This is a genomic window from Candidatus Methylomirabilota bacterium (assembly GCA_035936835.1).
In the GTDB taxonomy this organism is placed as follows: domain Bacteria; phylum Methylomirabilota; class Methylomirabilia; order Rokubacteriales; family CSP1-6; genus AR37.
Window position 1 is genome coordinate 1 of record DASYVT010000229.1, and the last position, 1,659, is coordinate 1,659.

Below are 1,659 nucleotides of genomic sequence, written 5' to 3' on the forward strand. Positions count from 1 at the left end.
CCTTGTGGGCTCGCAGGGCGGGGCGCCGAAGCACCCGGTGTGGGTGCACAACCTGCGCGTGCAGCCGGCCGTCGAGATCCGCGATCTCACCGTGGTCCAGCCGATGCGGGTGCGCGAGGTCGCGAACGAAGCCGAACGGGCACGGCTCTGGGCTCTTGCCGTCGCGGCGTTTCCGCCGTACGCGGAGTACCAGGCAAAGACCACCCGGAAGATCCCGCTCTTCGTCGCAGAGCCGGCGCGCTAGCTTGGCGGGCTAGTCGCTCTCGGCGCCGCGCAAAGCCATCCCCCTCAAAGCGGGTTTGGGCCGACGACTTCCCAGCGGTAGCGCTCACGGAGTTTGTTGCGCTCATCGTCGTTGCTCGGGCCGGGGCGATGCAAGAGCTCCTCGACGTAGCCGCCGGCGGCGGCCGGGGTGTAGAGAAACAAGACGCGGCCGGTTTCGCTGCCGGTGTTCTTCCAAGCATGCGGGACGTTGCGCGGGAAGAACGCGCAGGTGCCGGGCCCGCCGACGGTAACATCGTCGCCGATCTTAAAGGTGATCTCGCCGGCGAGCACCCAGGCGACCTCGTCGCTGTCGCGGTGTAGATGGAAGAGGCTCTTGGTGCCGACGGGCACGGTTTCCTCGAACAGCATGATGCTCTCATTGGTCTCGTGGCCGAGGAGCTTCAAGGCCGCGAAGCGGCCGGGCGCCGTCATGTCGAGATGCTTCCCGCCGCCCGCGGGTACGACAAAGCCTTTTGCTGTGACGGGTTCGTGCGCCTTGAGGAAGCGCCGCGCGTGCTCCACGACCTCGTCGATGTGCTCCTGCGAATCCTTCCAGGGATAGATGGTCACCTCGGCGTTCGGGGCGAGGCTGGCCACCTCCATCGCGACCTTGTACGGGTGCGCGGGCACGTCGTCGGGCGCGACCAGCAGCGGCGTCCGGATGGCGCGCACGAAATCGCGCGACACGGTGAACACGAAGTCGGCACGGTTGGTGTACATGCTGGTCAGGAAGGCATGGACCATGTCCATCGTGACGTCCGGGCGCTTCTCGCACAGCGCCGGCCCCCAGCCCTTGATGTTGTTCTGGTAGAAAAGGTCCGGCATCTCAGGCCTAGAGCCGCTGGGCTGCATCATCGCGGCCGCGACCACACGCTCCGGTGCCCGCCGAATCAGGTTGTGGATCATCGGCCCGCCGATGCAGAAGCCCATGACCAGGAACTCCCGGATCCCGAGGTGATCCATCAGCCCGAGCTGGTCGTCGGCGTAGGCGTCCCACGGGCGGTCGATCTCCAGCGGGCCGCTGGACTGGCCGGGGTTGGCGTTGCGCAGGTCGGCGCAGATACAGCGGAAGTCGTCCTTGTACCGTTCCATCGCGTTGAAGGGCGAGGCGGTCTGCCAGGATGAAAGGGCTGAATTGAGCCCGCCGCCCGGGATGAGCAGCAGGGGGAAGCCGGAGCCGGCCTCTTCGTAGTGGATGCGGACGGGTCCTCTTTCGTAGAACGCCATGGCGATTCTCCTCCCTGTGAGAGTAGTCGCTACTCTAACTCACGGCGCTGACGTCTTCACGCAGAACGTAATCTGCCATACTCGGACGCGCGGCCCAGCCAGCCGGCTTCACCGAGCGCCCGCCTTCTCACGCTCAAGTTGGTGCAAACTGGTGCACACTGATGTAGC

The 1,659-nt window shown here is 66.1% G+C and carries 2 protein-coding genes; one reads left to right on the top strand and one right to left on the bottom strand.

All coding sequences use genetic code 11. The features are described 5' to 3' along the window. A partial coding sequence (locus VGV06_20750) for a nitroreductase/quinone reductase family protein (protein ID HEV2057569.1) occupies positions 1 to 244 on the top strand: 244 nt, incomplete at its 5' end. 44 nt (positions 245 to 288) lie between these two features. Here VGV06_20750 and VGV06_20755 read toward each other — a convergent pair. Further along, positions 289 to 1,491 carry an alpha/beta fold hydrolase gene (locus tag VGV06_20755; GenBank protein ID HEV2057570.1) on the bottom strand — a complete coding sequence of 401 codons (1,203 nt, stop codon included), beginning with the start codon at positions 1,489 to 1,491 and terminating at the stop codon, positions 289 to 291. Between the last annotated feature and the right edge of the window lie 168 nt (positions 1,492 to 1,659).